This window comes from Thiocapsa roseopersicina, from assembly GCF_900106925.1.
GTDB classification, from domain to species: Bacteria; Pseudomonadota; Gammaproteobacteria; order Chromatiales; family Chromatiaceae; genus Thiocapsa; species Thiocapsa roseopersicina.
Genome location: NZ_FNNZ01000067.1, coordinates 1 through 2917, shown reverse-complemented (window position 1 = coordinate 2917; position 2917 = coordinate 1). Strand labels below are relative to the sequence as shown.

1 protein-coding gene is annotated in these 2917 nt (G+C 65.6%); it reads right to left on the bottom strand.

Annotation, left to right across the window (positions count from 1 at the left end; genetic code table 11):
* Positions 1–737: 737 nt before the first annotated feature.
* Positions 738–2807, bottom strand: coding sequence for a hybrid sensor histidine kinase/response regulator (locus tag BLV04_RS24100; protein ID WP_139192044.1), 2070 nt, complete (start codon positions 2805–2807; stop codon positions 738–740).
* Positions 2808–2917: the final 110 nt, after the last annotated feature.

The window sequence follows — 2917 nt, the reverse complement described above, 5'->3', positions numbered from 1 at the left end:
ACCGGCCGCTTTCCTTCGGACTGACTGGCCGGATTGAATCAGAACCAGTGGCCACTTTCCTTCGGACCGGGTGGCCACTTTCACCGGAATACGCACACGATCCAGCGGTTCCGAACAGGTCGAAGTCGCCGAAATCCGCGTAGCGCACTAGCTTTGATCATTTGATGCCCGAAGCGGGAATCCTGATTCATTCTCTTCATTGGCCATGTCGTAGTGCTATCGCAACGATCAAATCTCTCCCTGTTATCGGCCGTAATTCCGCACCAATTGCGATTACATCGGATTGCATCGTGAGCGCCGAGAAACGACGATCGTCTTCCCGCCTCCGCCGTGATCGCTCGGCATACGTATGTTTTCGCGGGGGTTTCGTGACCGAGAAAACGATCGGAACCGAGCGCCGGCACAATGGATTTCTTAACACATAGATTTTTATTAGAAGAATAACGAGCGCGATCCCTATGCCTTTCCATCGACATAGCGCAGATGCACTGTTTCCCGGATACCAGAGCGCGCCGAGGTGCTCGACCCCGAAGCTGCGCACCTCGTCTTGTTCCAGGCTGAGTGCGCGCGTTCAGCGCGCAGGCGGTGTCGCGCCCGGGGGATGGTCGCTCCCCGAATCGTCAGAGCACCCTGAGCGGCCGGTCACCATTGCTTTGCGGACGCTGCGGGAGCTGCCGAACACTGTCTCGAGACCACTCCAGGACGCAGCGGGACAGAGATACTGCAGCAGCTTCGACCTAGCTGACGAGGATGCTCTTCAGCTCCGCAACGCCCACCGGCTTGACGAGGTATTGGTCGAAACCCGCTTCCCGCGTTCGCTGCCGGTCCTCGTCTTGACCCCAGCCCGTGATGGCGACCAGGCGGAAGGCCCGGTCGGGGTGGTTGGCACGCAGCCGGCGGGCGGCCTCGTAGCCGTCCATCACGGGCATGCGCAAGTCCATCAAGATGTGGGTCGGCTGCCAGTCCGCACAGACGCGCAGCGCCTCGGCCCCGTCGTAGGCGACCCGAACCTCGGCCTTCAGCAGGGTGAAGAGCACGCGCAGGCTCTCGACGATGTCGCGGTTGTCGTCGACCACCAAAACACGGCGCTTCGCAATGGCGTCGGTATCCGTTGCCTCCTGTGGCTCGGGCTGTGCCGGGAGACTGTTGCAGAGGGGCAGCGAGACGGTGAAGACGGCCCCACGCCCGGGACCGTCGCTCTCGGCCCAGACCGTCCCGCCGTGCAGCGCGACCAGGCTGCGCGCGATGCTGAGGCCGATGCCGAGCCCGGCATCCTGTCCGGGCTCCGATTGGGAGAACATCTCGAAGATCTCGGCGAGGCGCTCACGGGGGATGCCCCGCCCGTCGTCCTGCACCCGGATCTCGGCCCGATCTCCCCGGCGCAGGACACGCAACGTGATCCGGCCGCCCGTTTCGGTGAACTTGGCCGCGTTGTTCAGAAGATTGGACACGACCTGCACCAGCCGGACCCGATCGCCCTCCACCGGCAGCGGCTCCGGCGGGACGTCGACGGCGAGGCGGCGCTCGCCTCGGCGCAGCCCGCTCTCGCTCATCTGAAGCGCGGCATCGATGATCTCCGCCAGGTCGAGTCGCTCCGTGCGCAGCGCAATCATGCCGCGGCTGATGCGCGAGACATCCAAGAGGTCATTGACCAGATGCACCAGGTGGCGGAGCTGGCGGTCCATGATCCGCAGGGGCTCCTCGCAGGCCACCGCGTCGCCGCACAGCACCTGGAGCAGGTCGAGGCCGGTGCGCATCGGCGCGAGCGGGTTGCGCAGCTCATGGGCGAGGGTGGCGAGGAAGGCGTCCTTGCGGCGATCGGCTTCCTCCAACGCCGCCTCGGCGCGCTTGCGCTCGGTGATGTCCAGATTCATGCCGAACCACTCGACCACCTCGCCCCGCACATCGTGGATCGGCACCGCGTGCACACGCATCCAGCGCCACTCCCCGTCATGGCGGCGAATGCGGTGCTCGTTCACAAACGCGACGCCGCGGGCGACGGCGTCCTTCCAAAGCTGCGCCGCCCCAGCGATGTCCTCGGGATGAACCGCCTCGCTCCAGCCGGTACCGAGCATCTGCTCGGCGCTCTGCCCGGTGAATCTTATCCACTCGGGCTGCGGGGCGACGTGGCGCCCCGAGGGAGGACATGACCAGGTCACCGCGCCGGTGGCCTCGACCAGAGTCCGATAGCGCAGCTCGCTGGCGCGTAGGGCCTCTTCGGCAGCCTTTCGCTCCGTGATGTCCTGCGAGAGCCCGATCAGCCGCCGGGGCTGTCCCTGCCCGTCGCACTCCAGGTAGCCGCGATCGGCCACCCAGACAATCCGGCCGTCGGGCTCGCACAGCCGGAATTCGGCCCTGTAGCCCTGCTCCGGGTGGGCCAGTGCGGCGTGGAGATTCGCCAGGAAGCGCTCGCGATCCTCGGGATGGACCGCCGCGCAGAACTCCTCCAGACTGCTCGGGCGCTCCTCCGGCGTTTCGGGAGCCACGGCGACTCGGGAGTGATGGCGCCGCACCTCGTTGCACGGGATATCCCATTCGAACGCGAGGGTGTAGGCCGCATCGAGGGCCATACGCAGCCGCCGCTCGCTTCGGCGCAGCGCCTCCTCGGCCAGCTTGCGCGAGGTGACGTCGTTGAACAGAACGGCGACTTCTCGGTTCTGCGGGTTGCCGTAGCGCCAGGCGTAGACGTCGTACCAGCGGTGAAGCCGGGTCACGTGTTCCTGGAAACGGGTGGCCTCGCCGGTCAGGGCAACGCGTCCGTAAATCTCGAACCAGTGCTCGTCGAGCCCGGGAACGAGCTCTCGCACCGTGCGGCCCACGGCTGAGTACGGCCACCTTCCCTGATGGGTTTTTCCTCTTAAATCGTCAACTTGTATGAGGGAGAGCGGTGGGCCTCCCTCGGGGTGCTTGAACAACA